Raw genomic sequence first — 16,777 nt, 5'->3', positions numbered from 1 at the left:
TGCATAGGTTGGGTCGTCCCTGCCTTGACAGAAACAACACGCCTGGAAAAGAAAGCTTTGAGTTGAGTGGTGGTCAAGCCCTCGGTCTATTAGTACTCCTCCGCTTCACACATTACTGCGCTTCCACGTAGAGCCTATCAACGGGTGTTCTTCCCGTGACCTTACTGGCTAACGCCATGGGAATACTCATCTTGAGGTGGGCTTCCCACTTAGATGCTTTCAGCGGTTATCCTCTCCGCACATGGCTACCCAGCGTTTACCGTTGGCACGATAACTGGTACACCAGAGGTGCGTTCCTCCCGGTCCTCTCGTACTAGGGAGAACTCCTCTCAATATTCCTGCGCATGCACCGGATATGGACCGAACTGTCTCACGACGTTCTGAACCCAGCTCGCGTACCGCTTTAATGGGCGAACAGCCCAACCCTTGGGACCGACTTCAGCCCCAGGTTGCGATGAGCCGACATCGAGGTGCCAAACCTCCCCGTCGATGTGAACTCTTGGGGGAGATCAGCCTGTTATCCCTAGAGTAACTTTTATCCGTTGAGCGACGGCCCTTCCACTCAGAACCGTCGGATCACTAAGGCCGACTTTCGTCCCTGTTCGACTTGTAGGTCTCACAGTCAAGCTCCCTTCTGCCTTTACACTCGTCGGCTGATTTCCAACCAGCCTGAGGGAACCTTTGCGCGCCTCCGTTACCTTTTAGGAGGCGACCGCCCCAGTCAAACTGCCCACCTGATACTGTCCAGCCCCCGGATCACGGGTGGCTGTTAGAACCCTAGCTCGCAAAGAGTGGTATCTCACCAGTGGCTCACATCGACCCGCAAGCCGATGATCAAAGCCTCCCACCTATCCTGCGCATTGCGAGCCCGGGCACAATACCAAGCTACAGTAAAGCTTCATAGGGTCTTTCTGTCCGGGTGCACGTAGTCCGCATCTTCACAGACAATTCTATTTCGCCGAGCCTCTCTCCGAGACAGCGCCCAGATCGTTACGCCTTTCGTGCGGGTCGGAACTTACCCGACAAGGAATTTCGCTACCTTAGGACCGTTATAGTTACGGCCGCCGTTCACCGGGGCTTCAGTCGCCAGCTTCGCTTGCGCTGACCAGCTTCCTTAACCTTCCGGCACTGGGCAGGCGTCAGCCCCCATACATCGTCTTGCGACTTAGCGGAGACCTGTGTTTTTGGTAAACAGTCGCCTGGGCCTCTTCACTGCGACCACCTTGCGGTGGCACCCCTTCTCCCGAAGTTACGGGGCCATTTTGCCGAGTTCCTTAGAGAGAGTTACCTCGCGCCCCTCGGTATTCTCTACCACCCCACCTGTGTCGGTTTCGGGTACAGGCAGTCATGCCTTAACGGGTATAGGGCTTTTCTTGGAAGCTTGACATCACCTGCTTCGCTGCCGTAGCAGCTCGCACTCACGCCTCAGCTCAAGCTGTTTTCGCCAGCTCTCAACGCCTCGAACGCTTGGACCAGTAACCAACTTCTGGCCAGGCTAGCCTTCTCCGTCCCCCTTCCCAAAACATGACCGGTACAGGAATGTTGACCTGTTGTCCATCGACTACGCCTTTCGGCCTCGCCTTAGGTCCTGACTAACCCTCCGCGGACGAGCCTGCCGGAGGAACCCTTAGGGTTTCGGGGCATGGGATTCTCACCCATGTTTTCGCTACTCAAGCCGACATTCTCACTTCCATGCAGTCCACGCCCGCTTACGCTAACGCTTCGCCCCACATGGAACGCTCCCCTACCATTTAACAAGTTAAATCCGCAGCTTCGGTACGATGCTTAGCCCCGTTCATTTTCGGCGCAGGATCGCTCGACCAGTGAGCTATTACGCACTCCTTTGAGGATGGCTGCTTCTGGGCAAACCTCCTGGTTGTCTGGGCAATCCCACCTCCTTTATCACTGAGCATCGATTTGGGGACCTTAGCTGGCGGTCTGGGCTGTTTCCCTTTCGACCATGGAGCTTATCCCCCACAGTCTGACTGCCTGGCTACACATTGGGTATTCAGAGTTCGTCTCGATTTGGTACCGCTCTCGCAGCCCGCACCGAAACGGTGGCTTTACCCCCCAATTGGAGCACCAGACGCTACGCCTCAACGTATTTCGGGGAGAACCAGCTAGCTCCGGGTTCGATTGGCATTTCACCCCTAACCACAGCTCATCCGCTGATTTTTCAACATCAGTCGGTTCGGACCTCCACTTGGTATCACCCAAGCTTCATCCTGGCCATGGTTAGATCACCCGGGTTCGGGTCTATAAACACTGACGATCGCCCTATTCAGACTCGCTTTCGCTATGGCTCCACCATTTCCGGTTTAACCTGCCAGTGCCTATAAGTCGCCGGCTCATTCTTCAACAGGCACGCGGTCACCCGATCAGTCGGGCTCCCACTGCTTGTAAGCTCACGGTTTCATGTTCTATTTCACTCCCCTCCCGGGGTTCTTTTCACCTTTCCCTCGCGGTACTGTTGCGCTATCGGTCACACAGGAGTACTTAGCCTTACGAGGTGGTCCTCGCGGATTCACACGGAATTTCACGTGCTCCGTGCTACTCGGGATACAGCTAGGCCAGATTCGTTTTCAGATACGGGGCTTTCACCCTCTATGGCGCGCCTTTCAAGCGCTTCTCCTAACGGCACTGGTACCACAACGCTGTCCCACAACCCCGATGGGCGAACCCATCGGTTTAGGCTCTTCCCCGTTCGCTCGCCGCTACTGAGGGAGTCGTTTTTACTTTCCTTTCCTCCAGCTACTAAGATGTTTCAGTTCGCTGGGTTGGCTCGCACCGCCCTATGGATTCAGGCGGCCGTTCTAGGGGTTGCCCCATTCGGAAATTCCCGGATCAAAGCGTGTTTCCAGCTCCCCGAGACTTATCGCAGGTAACCACGTCCTTCATCGCCTCTGTGTGCCAAGGTATCCACCGTGAGCCCTTTGTAGCTTGACCTATAAAATCTTTCCAATGCCATAGGGCTGTTGAGGCCCCTTCTCCCAGCGTCAAGGTTTGAGCTGACCATCCTGCTTTCGCAGCACAATCCACTCTCCTCCTGACGTCCAGGATCAAACTCCCTTACCCTCGGCAGGCTTGGAAGAACATTGGAAAGTCTCAGCTCTTAAACTCCATAGAATCCCAGCTCGCGCTGGGCATCCATGAGATGCTTTCTTTCCAAACTCACCTATGCAGTTGTCAAGGTTCTTGCTGAATTCATCGCTTCTCCTTCAAGAAGCCTGAATCCAGCTTCCAGGCAGCTGATCGTTCAGAATGCCTGGAGGCTAGATTCCTTTCCGCATCCTCACCTCTGTTGAGGCAACATGCGTTCAGCAGTTCGGTCACCACCGCAGCGACTCCTTCCTTCGCTACTCGAGATTCCTCGTTGGATGGAGGTTAGCGGACTCGAACCGCTGACATCCTGCTTGCAAAGCAGGCGCTCTACCAACTGAGCTAAACCCCCAGCAGTCAAGTCCTGCCTGCTCAGCAGGCGGTGAATGGGCCATCCTGGACTTGAACCAGGGACCTCACCCTTATCAGGGGTGCGCTCTAACCACCTGAGCTAATGGCCCAGGAGTACTTACCCTTGTGGGGTGACCTAGACAGAGTTCAGGAACTGAAACCACCATCACCATCGATCAGAAGTCTCCTTCTCATCATGGCAACCTGGCTTGAGGTACCGATCGACCTTCGAGATGACAGGACATCGGCCGGATCACAGAATGGATCCAACAGCAATGTCTGGTTTGTCTCCCTGTTAGGAGGTGATCCAGCCGCACCTTCCGGTACGGCTACCTTGTTACGACTTCACCCCAGTCATCAGCCCCACCTTCGGCGTCCTCCTCCACAAGGGTTGGAGTAACGACTTCGGGCGTGGCCAACTTCCATGGTGTGACGGGCGGTGTGTACAAGGCCCGGGAACGTATTCACCGCAGTATGCTGACCTGCGATTACTAGCGATTCCTCCTTCACGTAGGCGAGTTGCAGCCTACGATCTGAACTGAGCCACGGTTTATGGGATTTGCTAACTCTCGCGAGCTTGCTGCCCTTTGTCCGTAGCATTGTAGTACGTGTGTAGCCCAGGATGTAAGGGGCATGATGACTTGACGTCATCCACACCTTCCTCCGGTTTATCACCGGCGGTCTCGCTAGAGTGCCCAACTGAATGCTGGCAACTAACGACGTGGGTTGCGCTCGTTGCGGGACTTAACCCAACATCTCACGACACGAGCTGACGACAGCCATGCACCACCTGTCTCTGCGCTCCCGAAGGCACTCCCTCGTTTCCAAGGGATTCGCAGGATGTCAAACCCTGGTAAGGTTCTTCGCGTTGCATCGAATTAAACCACATACTCCACCGCTTGTGCGGGCCCCCGTCAATTCCTTTGAGTTTCACACTTGCGTGCGTACTCCCCAGGCGGAACACTTAACGCGTTGGCTACGACACCGAGGGGGTCGATTCCCCCGACACCTAGTGTTCATCGTTTACGGCCAGGACTACAGGGGTATCTAATCCCTTTCGCTCCCCTGGCTTTCGTCCATGAGTGTCAGTGATGGCCCAGCAGAGCGCCTTCGCCACTGGTGTTCTTCCCGATATCTACGCATTTCACCGCTACACCGGGAATTCCCTCTGCCCCTACCACACTCTAGCCCTGTAGTTTCCATCGCTTAAATGGAGTTAAGCTCCACGCTTTAACGACAGACTTACAGGGCCACCTGCGGACGCTTTACGCCCAATAATTCCGGATAACGCTTGCCACTCCCGTATTACCGCGGCTGCTGGCACGGAATTAGCCGTGGCTTATTCCTCAAGTACCGTCAGTTCTTCTTCCTTGAGAAAAGAGGTTTACAGCCCAGAGGCCTTCATCCCTCACGCGGCGTTGCTCCGTCAGGCTTTCGCCCATTGCGGAAAATTCCCCACTGCTGCCTCCCGTAGGAGTCTGGGCCGTGTCTCAGTCCCAGTGTGGCTGATCATCCTCTCAGACCAGCTACTGATCGTCGCCTTGGTAGGCCTTTACCCCACCAACTAGCTAATCAGACGCGGGCCCATCCTCAGGCGAATTTCATTTCACCTCTCGGCATATGGGGTATTAGCGGCCGTTTCCAGCCGTTATCCCCCTCCTGAGGGCAGGTTCCCACGCGTTACTCACCCGTCCGCCACTCACCCGAAGGTGCGTTCGACTTGCATGTGTTAAGCACGCCGCCAGCGTTCATCCTGAGCCAGGATCAAACTCTCCGTTGTAGATCAATCCCTCTTGAATCCACTCACACTTGCTTGCACAAGCACAATTGGTCCTCAGACTGATTTGCAATCACCCAAATCACTGATCTCTCAATCAGCCTTCAGTTGTTGCCCCTTCGCTGACACAAAGGTTTCGAGAGTGCTATCTTGATACAATCTCCATAGCTTTCCAGGATCTCAGATCCGGTTTGCCGTCCCATCGCTCGTCACTTTCGACAGCCCTCGGTCGTGAGAACCTCAGGCCATCCAACATCGCGATGCTTCAGCGTTGTTCTTTGACGGGACCTCACACCTTCACTGCTCGTTCATCGTCTCCCTCCGGCCGGCTCTCGCCTCCTTCCCTCCACCCGGTATCGACTGATACGCGAGGCTTTCGGAATCGCTTCTACAGTCACCTGCAGTTGCTTCCTTCAGGGACGACGCAGTGAAAGCGTCAGTTCCTAAACTCTTTACTTGTCCAGGTGCTCCCGCTTTCGGTCCCTCTCGGAACCTCGCGGGCTCGTCGTCTCGCGACGACCTCAGAAACCTACAACATCGGCGGCTCTCGCCTCCTCGGTTGTCGGTCCGCGCTTCCAGGGCTCTCGCCTCGGCCGCGCAGTCCAAAACCTTAGCACCCTCCTCGCATAAGGGCCAAGGGGGGTTTCAGGAAGATCAGTGTTCTTCCTGCAGCTGCAGGGCTTGAGCCCAGGGTAGGAACCGCTCCAGAGTCTCCTGGTTACGGGCAACCAGGACCGGGAACGGGGTGTTCGACAGGTCCACACCTGGGGCGATGGCCTCGGGGGCCTGCTGCAGCCAGACCAGAGGACACCCCAGTTCCCGCAACACCAGCCATGCTGCTGCCAGATCCCAGATCTTCGGCGTGGCCTCCAGAGCAGCCACGGTCTGTCCGAGGGCGACGCTCACCAGATTCAGGCTGGCCACACCGAGGAGTCGGATCTTGCCTGGGAAGCGCCGTTCCGGCAGGGCCTGCAACACCCGGATCGAGCGACTGCAGAGAGAGGCGCAACTGGTGCCCTTCAGCCTCGTCTGACTGGCTGGGGACATCAGGGGCTTGCCATTGCGCCACGCACCCTGGCCGTGAATGGCAACGATCCGCTGACGCAGTGGCGGCACATCAAGAACAGCCAGCACCGGCAAGCCCCGTTGATAACGGGCGATCGAGATGGCCCAATAAGGGATGCCAGCGGCAAAGTTGGTGGTGCCATCGAGGGGGTCCACCACCCAGTAGGCCTCGGTGGTCGGCACCTGCTGACGGCCCTCCTCGCTGAGGACTCCCTCTCCTGGGAAAAGCTCGGCCAGCCCATGCACCAGCTCGGCGTCACTCCACCGATCACAGGCGGTGATCAGGGAACCATCCGGTTTCACGTCCGAGGCCATGTGCCCGAAATCGGCTCTCTGGCGTTCCGCGACCCTGTCGATCAGGGCATCGAGACGGGGATCCAGGACGGAGGCCGGGAGGTTCATTCCAGTTCCATGGCGAGGATCCTTCGCAGACCCAGATCCGTATCCTCTCTGAACTGACGCACGTTCACACGCTCGAGAGCCAGCAGGGCCGCCAGGGCCACGAGGGCCTCGACGCCGAGGACCAGCGCAAACGGCGGATAGGGACCGCTGCCGAGCGGCAGGAGTCGGCCGAGGTCATACAGACCGCCTCCGATCAGCTTGCCCATCGCCCGGGAAAGGGCCTGGGCCAGCCCCCAGACTCCGACGAAGGTGCCTGTAGCCTGAGGCAGTGTCAAATCCAGCATCAGACAGAGGGCACTGTTGGTAGCAATGCCAGCCGAAAGGCCGAACAACAGCAGTACGAGCTTGAGCAGCGGAACGCTGGGCTGCAGCCCACACAGGAGAAGCAGGACCAACGAAGCGACGATGAGCTGGCACCCGAGACGGGCCGTGGCCAGCTTCCCAAGCCTCGGCACGATCCAGAGTCCCGCCATGAGCAGCCCCAGCAACGTGCCCATCCCCCAGAAGGCATTCAGCTGGGTGGTGTCGCGGATCGTCATGGCGAACACCTGAGCGCCGTAACTCTCGAGGACCGGGTCCTGCAGGAAGAGACCGAGCGTGAACAGCACCAGAAACAGGAAGAACACCAGGACCTGGCGGCTGGAAGTGATCAGAGCCCAGGCCTGAGGGAGGGTGACGCTGTCGTCGCGTGGCTCGTCACCGCTCGGATCACGGTCGAGCCGAGCAGGCTCCATGCCCCAGAGCGCCACCAGGGTCAGGCTCCAGACCACCACGGCGACCACGATCATGAAGCGCAGAAGCACCGGCTCCAGCAGAGCAGGATCGGTGACGCCATCGAGAGAACCCAGGCTGAGGCTGATGGCGATCGCTCCGATGACGATTCCCACGGTGAGCATGCACCAGATGATGCCCACCGCCCTGGATCTCTCCTGCTCCTCGGTGCGGTCGATCACCAGCGCCAGATAGGGGGTGGCTGCCAGTGACACACCCAGGCCGTACAGCGCATACAGACCGCAGAGGCCAGCGATGCCGAGGGCCAGCTCAGGCTGGCTGCCTGCCGAGAAAAGCCTTCCCAGACGAAAGGTGAGCGGCACCGACAGCACCGCCAGGAGACAGAAGGCAGCGGTCCCGAGCAGGACGTACGGCACCCGCCGCCGGCCCCAGAGCGGGTGCGCATCGGAGATCTGCCCGAACAGCACCCGTGATGGAGCAACGAACTGCTCAAAGGCCAGAGCGCCTCCCACGAGCAGGCCTGGGAATCCGAGCTCGCTGAGCATCACCCGGTTGAGCAGCCCCGAGAAGATGACGGCCAGGCATCCAAGGCATCCCTGGAACAGGCCCAGACGCAGGGTCGCGGGAATCGAAAGACCGGGTCGGGCGGGGCGGGCCAAGGGGATCAGGGACTGACTGGAGCCGTGAGCGGAGCGGAGAGCTGATCGGACGCCGCACCGGGGCGGAACTTCGCCTGACAGGCGGGGACCAGGGGCTGAGGCTCCACAGGGACATCGGTCACCCCTGGGATCACCGGCTTGGTGGACGGCAGGTTCACCACAGGGCACAGACCGATCTGGTCAAGGCCAGTCCGTCGGCGCAGGAGAGCGAGGTTGCGGTTGTAATCGGCAATCGCTGAGGTATAGCGCACTTCGGCCTGGGTGAGATCTCGCTGGGTGTCGACCACCTCCCGTTGGGTGGTGACGCCGGCCTGGAAGCGCAGGCGTGCAAGACGAAGGGACTCCCGCGCCGAAATCACCTCACGGGAGGTGGTGCTGATATTGCGGTTGTTCTGATCGAGCAGGTAGAAGCTTTCTTCCACCTCCTGACGAATTGTGTCGCGGCGATCTGCGAAGCGATAACGATTTTCCTGAGCGGCCTGTTTCTGCTGACGGTAGAGGGCGCGGGCACGACCGCCATCGAAGAGGTTCCAACTGATGTTCAGGCCGACACTATTGTCAACGTTCCAACCCTCTTCGTTGGGGATCGGCGTATTGACGAATTCATATCCATTGGAACGTCCGGCTGTGAGCGTATTGACGATATTGAGAAACGGCTGAACCTGAGCCAACTCAGCATTGGCATTGCTGTTGGCCCTGGAGATGTCCAGCAGCGCCTGGTCGAGCTCTTCGCGGAAGGTGTAGGCCGCCACGATGCTCTCCTGAAGCGAAGGCAGCCAGACCCCGATCACCCGCGAAGGATCCTTGGCCGTGGGGGTGACGTCCTGCGGCAGCGCCAACAGTGCGGCGAGATTGCGACGAGCGGCCGCCTGACCTGGTCGGCCTGTGGAATTGCGCCCAAGCAGAGCGGTGGTGAGCAGCTGCTGGTCTCGAGCCAGCTGGGTTTCGGCCTGAAGAACCTCCAGCTTGGTCGCGACACCGGCCTGGAAGCGCGCCCGGGCATCACGCAGGCTCACCTGGGAGGAGCGGACCGATTCCTGGCCGATCCGCACCTGCTCATCCGCCTCCTGCAGCTCGAAGTAGCGGGTCGCGGCCTGGAGACGCAGGTCACGCAGACCGATCAGATACTGATTCTTGGCCTTCTCGTAGTTGTCTCGCGCAGCCGCGATGCGCGGATTGCGGGCCGGATTGATCAACGCCCAGCTCGCCTGCAGTGCAGCCTGCATCCGCCAGATGTTGGAAAGAGTGAGGCCTTGCTGCTGACCTGTCCCGGTGAGCCCGGTACTGAACTGCTGCCCGCCGGTATAGGTGGGAAAGGGTGAGGCGTTGAGATTGAGCTGGGGGTACCAGAGCGAGATCTCCGCCTTCAGCGCGGAGGCGGCCTGCTCGACCTGGGTGGCCAACGCCTTGAGGTTGGGGTTGTTGACCTCCGCCAGCGTCTCGACGTCGGTCAGGCTGAGGGGCCGCAACTCACGGATGCGAACCTGCGACGGCTGATCGGGCAGGGCCAGCGGCGCGGGAGCTCCAAGGTTCTTCAGGTCCGGAGGAAGCACGGTGGCGGCAGGCGGGAGCACCGTCGCATTTGACCGGGGCCGATCGCCTTTCAGGGCCGGAGCCAGCTGCAGGTTCTGTGGGGCCGGATCCTGCGTCGCCGCAGCCGATGAAGGAGCCGACCCGGGTGGATCCGTCGCCGCCGGAGCGGAAGCGGCCGAAGGCAGGGCGGCGCCGGGGGCGCTCGCCTCGGCAACGGTGGTGGTCGCGGGTGCCTCCTGACTCGACGCAGCCGTCGGGCTGGTCTGAGCTGAACCGGGCAGAGAGCCCCCCGTGACCGGGGACACCATCAGTGCCGCGAGCAGAAGATGGTGACGGACCACAGGAAAGGCTGGATAAACGGTGCCGAGCTTAGGCACCCCCCCGTCAGGTTCCGAGACAGAGGGCCACCAGATCGTCCGCACCCCCGAGCAGATGCACCGGCACCGGCAGGGCCTGACGCAGCTCCGCCAGGGTGCGGTCATCAAGGAAGACATCCTCACCCTGACGCAGCATCACCCTTGGCAGGAGCAGGCAATCGCCCAGATCCCTCCCCTCCAGTCCCGCCAGCAGATCGGATCCGGTGAGCAGGCCGGTGACCACCTGATCCTGTCCCCAGTAGGGGCTGGGCAGGCCATGCAATCGGAGCGTGACTCCTCTGACGCGATTGAGCCGCTCCACCACAGGTGCCAGAGCCTCGGCCACGAGGCGTCCGACGACCCAGCTGCAGCGCCTCGGCTGCGCCACCGCCTCAGGCAGATCGCGCGTCGCCTGGTCGAGCTCCTCCAGGAAGGCGCGGATACTGCCGACGCCGTTCTCCTGCTGGGGCAGGTCCTCGTAGCTGGCTCGCGGAGGCAGGGGAAGCCCCGCAATCAGGTACCACTCGTCGGAAAGCCAGGCGAAACGACTCCCCAGCTCCTCCTGAAAGCGCCGCTGCAGGGGCTCCACCCTCTCGATCACCTGCCGCGCCGTCTGCCGATCCACCGGCCGCAGCGCATCGCCATCGGGCCGGAAGCGTGTGAGCCCAACAGGCACCACAGCCGTGGAGAGCACCGCCGGCCATTCCCCTCCGGCAAAGGAGGCCAGATCCTGCAGCGTGCGTGTCAGAGCCTCACCATCGTTGAGACCGGGACACACCACCACCTGGGCATGGATCTGGAGCCGGCGCGCCGCGAACCAGCGGAGCTGGTCCATCAGCAGGGCCCCGCGGGGATTGACAAGCAGACGGCTGCGGAGCTCTGGATCCGTGGCGTGGACCGACACGAACAGGGGAGAAAGGCGCTGCTCCTCAATCCGTTGCCAGTCGGCTGCGGTGAGATTGGTGAGCGTCAGATAGGAGCCGTAGAGGAAGCTCAGCCGGTAGTCGTCATCCTTGAGATAGAGCGTGCGGCGGCGCCCGGGAGGCTGCTGGTCGATGAAACAGAAGGCGCAGTGGTTGTTGCACTGGCGCAGGCCGTCGAACAGAGCCTCGCTGAAGGAAAGGCCCAGAGACTCATCGGCATCCTTCTCGAGCTCGACGGTGTGCTGCGTGCCATCGGGGTCCTCGACCTCGAGCACCAGCTCCTCCTCCCCCTGCAGGATCTGGAAATCGATCAGATCGCGGGGGCGGATCCCATTGAGACTGAGCAAGCGGTCGCCGGGCTGAAACCCGAGCTCCTCGGCGATCGAATCCGGCTCGACCCCGGTCACAACCGCCGGCCGCGGCAGGGTGGCCGCACCAGCGGCGGCTTCAGCCGGGGCCAGCGGGATGCCTGCCTGAGGCTCGTTCCACACAGCTCGTTCTCAGGACGCTTCAGGCACCAGTCTGTCCCGTGGCGCGGCGAAGGGATTCAGGGAGTGCCAGCCTCGACGTGGCGGAAGACCGTCAGCAGCAGCAGGCCGAACAGCAACCGGTAGCCGACGAAGACCCAGGTGCTGTGGTTCCGCAGAAAACGCAGCAGCCAGGCAATCGCCAGCCAGGACACCACCGCTGCAGCCAGGACACCGACCAGCATCGGAATCAGCCCACCGTTCGCCGGAGCCTCGACCGCAGCCTTGAGCTCGACCAACCCGGCCAGCGTGATCGCCGGGATCCCGAGCAGAAACGAGAAGCGGGCGGCGGCGGCCCGCTGCCAGCCATCGAACAGGGAGGCCGTCAGGGTGCTTCCCGAGCGGGACACCCCCGGCACGAGCGCCAGGGCCTGGGCCAGGCCCACCAGCAGACCGTCACGGGGACGGACCGCATCCATCCTGCGCTGGCGGGAACCGAGCAGCTCGGCCACCGCCAGGAGAAGAGCCATCACGATCGAAACGACGCCGATCGAGGTCAGACTGCGCAGGATCGAATTGTCGTAGTCGGGGACAAAGCTCTTGAGGGCCAGACCGGCGAGGACGATCGGCAGGGTTCCCAGAGCGATCGCCACTCCCAGACGGGCATCCGGGTCACCCCAGCTGCCCTGACGGAAGGCACTGCTGACCGCCGCAAGGACGTTCGCCAGGTCAGCGCGGAAATAGGCGAGCACGGCCGCGATGCTGCCCAGCTGAATCACTGCGGTGAACGCCACGCCGGGATCGCCCCAACCGAGCAGCACAGGGACAACCTTGAGGTGAGCGGTGCTGCTGATCGGCAGGAACTCGGTGAGCCCCTGGACCACCCCCAGCACCACGGCATGCCAGCAGGCTTCGAGCAGAGTCAGATCGCCTGTGGTGGCTGGGATGGACATGCCTGCTCAGGGCCGCAGGCCTGACGCTACCTGTCGTCCCCTCTCACAGCCAGGAACGCCCCCCTTATGGTGGACTGCCTTTCTCGGTGCCCCGCAGCGGTGGTCGCGGTTCCCTCCGGCGTCAGTTCTCGTTACATCCCGGTCCGGGTTCCAGCACCTGCCGTCGATGCCGATCCAAGCCTGAACCGGCGGAGAGTCTCCGTCTCCGGGTCATGCGTTGCAGCGACCGAGCAGCCAGCTGTTCCCCTGCCGGCCCTGGCTGGAGCCCTGGTGGTGTTGCCGGTGTTCGTGCAGGCGCCCTGGGTGCGCGCCGCGCCCATGGCCGCAGCCCTGTTCACAGCAGCTCTGGTGGCGATCGGGATTCTGCTGGAACGCCATCGCTCCCCCCACTGGAAGGATGTGGGAGCCCTGCTGGTCGGCTTCAGCGGCAGCTGGCTGGGAGGCGCTCTCTTCTGGGGCTGGTGCCGCCTGCATCCGGCCTGGCATCTGCCGGTCGAGGCCTTTGCCCTCCCCCTGGCGGTGGCGGGGCTGGGGGGTAGGTGGCGACTGGCGGGGATCTTTTATCTGGCCTCATTGCTGGGGACGGCCGCCACCGATGTCGCCATGCTCCTCAGCGGCGTGATGGAACTGTGGCCGCAGGTGTTGAGCGCGCCGCTCCAGGAGGCCCCTGCGCTGCTGCAGGCCGCCGCCATGGTTGTCCTTCGTCCCCTCCCCCTGGTCGTGGTCGGAACCATGGCCAGCCTGCTGCTGGGCCTGGCAGGGTGGCTCCGGAAGCGAGGCACGGCAGGCCGTCTCGCCGCCGTGACCATCGCCACCACCCTGGCGGTCGATGGTCTGTTTCTGGCCGCATCCCTGGCCGCCCCACGGTTCAGCGGTCTGATCTGACACCTGAGCACGGGATCGCTGCAGGGGCTCGCCTTCTGAAGAACTGCAAACGCCGGGGAACCGGCCCCTGTGGCCCGGAGTTGCTTCTGTAACGTTGTTTGCGGTATGGGGCGGCGGTCCTTCTGCGGATCTCCTCTTCAGACCGCCCGGGACGACCTCAGGTCGTGCCCGCGTTCAGTCCCTGACCAATGTTTCCCCTCCTACGGAGTGACGTGATGAAGCGGCTGCTTGCCTGGCTGATGAGTGGTGTGGTGATGGCCGGTCTGCTCGTGAGCCTGCTGCTGCCGGCGCCCGCCCATGCTGCGGAGCTGCGCAATCTGGCCGACGACAAGATCGCCGAGAGCGGCGGCAAGATCGATCTCAACAACTGCTCGGTGCGTCGCTTTCAGCAGTTTCCGGGGATGTACCCCACCCTGGCCGGCAAGATCGTTCTGGGCGGCCCTTATAACAGTGTCGATGACGTGCTGGATCTCGACCTGACCGACCGCCAGAAGGAGCTGTTCTCGAAGTACAAGGACAACTTCACCGTCACCCCACCCGCCATCGCGCTCAACGAGGGCTTCGACCGAATCAACGACGGTCAGTACCGCTGATCCCCGAATCCAGCCCCCTCTTTCCGCACCTTCAGGCCGCCGGTGACCCCGGCGGCTTTTTGCTGTGTGCCAGCGCACCTGCATCCCATAGGCTCAGTGGCAGTGCGGCAGCGCCATGACCAGCGGATCGGCCGCCTCCCCTGCACCACCATCCTCAGGACTCCCGCGAGAACAGCCCGACGGGGAGTCCCGCGCCGCCGACTCGGCCTTCTCCCACACCAGGACGGCTGTGAGCCCGGAGCCGACGTCGGCAGCTCCCCTTGCCGGCCAGTGGGACGTGGTAGTGATCGGCAGCGGTGCCGCCGGTCTGATGACCGCGCTGGAGCTGCCCGCAGGACTGCGGGTGCTGCTGCTGAGCAAGAACAGCGGCCCTCCTTCCGCCAGCCGCTGGGCCCAGGGGGGCATCGCCGCCGTCACGCGTGCGGACGACAGCTTTGACAGTCACATCCAGGACACCCTGCGGGCCGGAGCTGGTCTGTGCGACCGCGATGCGGTGGAGCTGCTGGTCCGTCAGGCACCCGCCTGCGTGGAGCGACTGCTCCAGCTGGGCATGGACTTCGACCGCACCCCCGGAGGCCTGAGCACCACCCTCGAGGCGGCCCATAGCCACCGGCGTGTCCTGCATGCCCAGGACCGCACCGGTGGAGCGCTCGTGGATGCCCTGGAAAGGGAGGTGCTGCGGCGCCCCGGCCTGGTGCAGCGCAAGGGAATGCCGGCACTGCAGTTGTGGGTCGAGGCGGGCTGCTGCGTGGGGCTGCAGGTCCTCGATCGAGGGTCGGTTCGCTGGCTGCGGGCCGGTGCCGTCGTGCTGGCCAGCGGCGGCGGCGGCCACCTGTTCGCCCACACCACCAACCCCAGCCAGGCCAGCGGTGACGGCGTGGCGATGGCGTGGAGCGCGGGCGCCCGGGTGCGCGACCTCGAGTTCGTGCAGTTTCACCCCACCGCCCTGATGCTTCCGGGGGCACCCCACTTCCTGATCTCCGAGGCGGTGCGCGGGGAGGGTGCACGTCTGCAGGACGCCCATGGCGTCAGTCCCGTGCAGGACCTGCCGGGAGGCGACCTGGCGCCCCGCGACCAGGTGAGCCGCGCCCTGGCCCGGCGCATGCAGGCCCAGGGAGTGGAGCATCTGTGGCTCGACATGCGCCCGGTCGGGCGCGAGCGTCTGGAGCGGCAGTTCCCGACGATTCTGGGCCGCTGCCACGAACTGGGACTCCGTCCGCTCGAGCGGCCGATCCCGGTGGCCCCGGCCGCGCACTATTGGATGGGAGGCATTGCGACGGATCTCAACGCCGCCACCTCCCTTCCCGGGCTGTATGCGGTGGGGGAGGTCGCCTGCACGGGCGTGCACGGTGCCAATCGACTGGCCAGCAACTCACTGATGGAGTGCCTGGTGTTCGCACGCCAGCTTCGGAACCTGCGCCTGCAGCCCCTCCCGCCACCTGCGGCAGAACGGCGCTGTCGCTGGACGGAGGACAGCCCATCAGAGGCCCGGGATCCCCAGGCAGAGATCGTCGAGCTGCGCCAGCTGTGCTGGCAGGCGGCCGGTGTGGAGCGCTCAGCAGGAGGTCTCACACCAGCGCTGCACTGGGTGCGCCAGCGCCGGGCAGAGCTGGCGCTGGCCCCTCTGCTGAGCGGGATCCGGACCCTGGAGCCAGGGGATGCTGTGGTGCTGAACCCCGAAGAACAGCGGCGGTTGCTCCAACTGCAGGAGCTGCAGCAGCGACTGGTGCTCGCCAACCTGCTGATCGAGGCGGCTCTGTTCCGCAACGAAAGCCGTGGCGGACACTTCCGGCGCGACGCCCCGGCGAGCCAGCCGTTCTGGCGTGTCCACACCGTGCAGGAGCGGGACCGTCCACCATCCACCGCAGCGGTGCAAGGGGCCTGACCCGTCTGATGAGCCAGCGCGGCAGGTGCTGACGAAGCAATCTCGATCAGCCAAGACAGCTGCTCAATCGGCGAGGAGGGAAGGCGACTGCGGGACCACTGCGAAGCAGGGGCTGAGGCGTTTCACCCGTCCCGCCTGAAAAAGCCGATCGGCAACCCGGCAGGGGATCACTCCCCGCCGGCCTTGAAGCCGCTCATCTCAGCCAGCCTGGCCAGTGGTTTGACCCCGGAATCGAGCTTGCCGTTGATCTCCCAGGAGGGATAGCCCTGAATGTTCTTGGTGCTGCAGAGTTCCGCCTGGCTGTCACGGCCGTCGGGGGCACACTCGATGACCGTCAGCTTCGCCGCAGCCTCCTTGCCGAACAGTTCCTTCTGGTCATGGCAGTGCGGGCACCAGTAGGCCGAATACATACGGGCGCCGGTGCGGCTCAGGTGCTCTGCAAGAGCGATCGTGGCGGGTGTGCTGGGGGAGGTGACCGGAATCGGCACCCCCTTGCCCAGGCTCGACTCCGGCCTGCCGACGGCCGTTGACCAGCCAAGGCCGGCGAGGAGCACCAGCAGGGCCAGGAGCACCACCCGGAAGATCAGCTGGCCCCGATCCGGCCATTCCCCTCCCACCAGACTGAGCACGAACAGCACCAGGCTCAGGCAGGCCGACAGCACACAGAAGGGACAGAAAGCCTGGATCTTGAAGACCATGACCCCCATCAGCACCAGGCTGAACACCGTCATGCCGGTACTGAGGAGCAGCAGTCCCCACCAGCTGAGGGGGCCGATGCGGGCCCTGTTCTCCCCGCGGAGCACCAGAGGCAGCAGCGCCAGGATCAGCACTGCTCCATAGGCCAGCAGGCCGTAAAGCGAGAGGGGCTGGCCCAGCACGGTGCCCCAGGGGCTGGCGAGCACCTTTTGGCAGCCATGGGCGCCCCCTGGGCAGGACAGTTCCCCCAGCAATCCCCAGCGCTCCAGGGTGATGGTGGCGGTATCAATCACCCCCACTGTGGCCAGGACGGCCATCGCCACCCGAAGCCAGCGATTGCCGGTATCGCTGCGCCGGCGGGTGGTCAGGCGATCAGCCAGGCGGGTGGAAGTCACGGACAA

The 16,777-nt window shown here is 62.8% G+C and carries 9 protein-coding genes, 2 tRNA genes and 2 rRNA genes; 3 read left to right on the top strand and 10 right to left on the bottom strand.

The features are described 5' to 3' along the window. Positions 1 to 69: 69 nt before the first annotated feature. The 9 genes from H8F25_RS10530 to H8F25_RS10490 all read right to left on the bottom strand — a co-directional run bounded on the left by H8F25_RS10530 (position 70) and on the right by H8F25_RS10490 (position 12,317). Positions 70 to 2,946, bottom strand: a 23S ribosomal RNA gene (locus H8F25_RS10530). Positions 2,947 to 3,378: 432 nt separating this feature from the next. Continuing rightward, positions 3,379 to 3,451 (bottom strand) — tRNA-Ala (locus H8F25_RS10525). A gap of 35 nt (positions 3,452 to 3,486) precedes the next feature. After that, a tRNA-Ile gene (locus tag H8F25_RS10520) sits at positions 3,487 to 3,560 on the bottom strand. 185 nt (positions 3,561 to 3,745) lie between these two features. Then, positions 3,746 to 5,230: ribosomal RNA gene (locus tag H8F25_RS10515) — 16S ribosomal RNA — on the bottom strand. Together the 16S and 23S rRNA genes with 2 tRNA genes alongside form the textbook arrangement of a ribosomal RNA operon. A gap of 651 nt (positions 5,231 to 5,881) precedes the next feature. Continuing rightward, positions 5,882 to 6,694, bottom strand: coding sequence for an inositol monophosphatase family protein (locus H8F25_RS10510; protein WP_197210375.1), 813 nt, complete (start codon positions 6,692 to 6,694; stop codon positions 5,882 to 5,884). Then, positions 6,691 to 8,085 (bottom strand): BCD family MFS transporter, encoded by a 1,395-nt coding sequence (locus tag H8F25_RS10505; protein WP_231596766.1) that lies wholly within the window; start codon positions 8,083 to 8,085, stop codon positions 6,691 to 6,693. The genes H8F25_RS10510 and H8F25_RS10505 overlap by 4 nt, the downstream gene beginning before the upstream one ends. Before the next feature lie 5 nt (positions 8,086 to 8,090). Next, positions 8,091 to 9,926, bottom strand: a complete 1,836-nt coding sequence (locus H8F25_RS10500; RefSeq protein WP_197210374.1) for a TolC family protein — start codon at positions 9,924 to 9,926, stop codon at positions 8,091 to 8,093. A 76-nt stretch (positions 9,927 to 10,002) separates the two neighbouring features. Next, positions 10,003 to 11,388, bottom strand: coding sequence for a TIGR03279 family radical SAM protein (locus H8F25_RS10495; protein WP_197210373.1), 1,386 nt, complete (start codon positions 11,386 to 11,388; stop codon positions 10,003 to 10,005). Between the two features lie 56 nt (positions 11,389 to 11,444). Then, a complete protein-coding gene (locus tag H8F25_RS10490) occupies positions 11,445 to 12,317 on the bottom strand; it encodes an undecaprenyl-diphosphate phosphatase (RefSeq protein WP_197210372.1) in 873 nt (290 codons plus the stop codon). A 270-nt stretch (positions 12,318 to 12,587) separates the two neighbouring features. Here H8F25_RS10490 and H8F25_RS10485 point away from each other — a divergent pair, with 270 nt between their 5' ends. The 3 genes from H8F25_RS10485 (at position 12,588) to nadB (ending at position 15,680) form a co-directional block, all read left to right on the top strand. After that, entirely contained in the window at positions 12,588 to 13,202 is a 615-nt protein-coding gene (locus H8F25_RS10485) for a DUF3120 domain-containing protein (protein WP_370525722.1), read from the top strand. 215 nt (positions 13,203 to 13,417) lie between these two features. Then, positions 13,418 to 13,795, top strand: coding sequence for a photosystem II complex extrinsic protein PsbU (gene psbU / locus H8F25_RS10480; protein ID WP_197210370.1), 378 nt, complete (start codon positions 13,418 to 13,420; stop codon positions 13,793 to 13,795). A 310-nt stretch (positions 13,796 to 14,105) separates the two neighbouring features. After that, positions 14,106 to 15,680: an L-aspartate oxidase gene (nadB, locus tag H8F25_RS10475; RefSeq protein WP_231597356.1), complete on the top strand. Its 1,575-nt coding sequence runs from the start codon at positions 14,106 to 14,108 to the stop codon at positions 15,678 to 15,680. Between the two features lie 167 nt (positions 15,681 to 15,847). Here nadB and H8F25_RS10470 read toward each other — a convergent pair whose 3' ends face one another. Continuing rightward, entirely contained in the window at positions 15,848 to 16,771 is a 924-nt protein-coding gene (locus tag H8F25_RS10470; RefSeq protein ID WP_197210368.1) for a vitamin K epoxide reductase family protein, read from the bottom strand. Positions 16,772 to 16,777: the final 6 nt, after the last annotated feature.

The organism is Synechococcus sp. CBW1004 (assembly GCF_015840715.1).
Classification (GTDB): Bacteria; Cyanobacteriota; Cyanobacteriia; order PCC-6307; family Cyanobiaceae; genus Cyanobium.
Note: the sequence above shows the minus strand (reverse complement) of the source record. Positions and strands in the feature narration are given on the sequence as shown.